This is a genomic window from Micrococcus sp. Mcc89, assembly GCF_024519795.1.
Classification (GTDB): domain Bacteria; phylum Actinomycetota; class Actinomycetes; order Actinomycetales; family Micrococcaceae; genus Micrococcus; species Micrococcus luteus.
Genome location: NZ_JALJRI010000068.1, coordinates 1 through 1,017 on the forward strand (window position 1 = coordinate 1; position 1,017 = coordinate 1,017).

The 1,017-nt window shown below is 66.2% G+C and carries 1 protein-coding gene; it reads right to left on the bottom strand.

The features are described from left to right. Nucleotides 1-21: 21 nt before the first annotated feature. Nucleotides 22-336 carry a recombinase family protein gene (locus NR072_RS07590; protein ID WP_256836709.1) on the bottom strand — a complete coding sequence of 105 codons (315 nt, stop codon included), beginning with the start codon at nucleotides 334-336 and terminating at the stop codon, nucleotides 22-24. Nucleotides 337-1,017 lie beyond the last annotated feature (681 nt).

The window sequence follows — 1,017 nt, forward strand, 5'->3', positions numbered from 1 at the left end:
GCGCCTGACCCCCATGAAGGATCAGACCGCTACACCATCACGAGGGGCTTGACCCAATGCCTTCAGCCGCACACCGGCTGCTTCCAGCTGCGCCACCGTCCGCAGCGTGTCCACCGTCGACCGGCCGAGCCGATCCAGCCGAGTCACTACGAGCATGTCCCCCTCACGCAGCCACCCCAGGGCTTCACGCAGACCCGGCCGCCCGGATTTCGCCCCGCTGATCACGTCCGCGAAAACCCGCTGGGCACCCACCCCCAGCAACGCAAGCTTCTGCGCTTCAAGTGACTCCGCCTGGTCCCGTGTCGAGACGCGCGCATACCCGGCCACACCATTCATCCCCGGACTCCTTCAGGACGCCACTACCTAGACATGAATGGATTCGTCCGCCGAGGCACACCGTGTATGTCTCTTACGCGGGCAAGTCGTATGGTGCCCGCCAGCTCGACTCGTCCCGACTGATCCGCGTGACCCATTGCGCCGGCACCCACGCATTCCGCGGGGCAGCGCCTGGGGCCGGGATCCAGTGCAAGAGCACGTGCGTGCGCGACCACCGCGTCGCCTTCGCATCCACCACCTCATCAGGCAGCCTCACCCGGACGTATGGCTCACGCCGGTACGGGGCACTGCCGATCTCGTCCACGGACTGCCAAGCCGGCCCATCGAACACCTCAACTCCGCCTGCAAGCACCAGCCGAGGAAACACCCCCGCGTGGACGGGATAAGCCGCAACCACCATCGCGGGCGCTCAAGCCGCCCCGCGCCCCGGCTGCCCGGACGCCCAGGCGGGCCGCGCCCGCCGACACACTTACCCCCGACAGAGCGCCAAAAATCAGAAACCGCCCGCCTTTTGACCCACGGGGTTCTGTCCAGACTTTTGCCCACCCTCAGAGCTCATCCCTTTGACTTGCGCCGATGAATGTCCGGTATCTGAAGCGCCCTGGGTTTCGTTCCGAGGTCAGGACGCAACGGGCGCTGAATCCTGATCGTGAGTGTAAGCCGCCTCAACCTCTGCGGGAG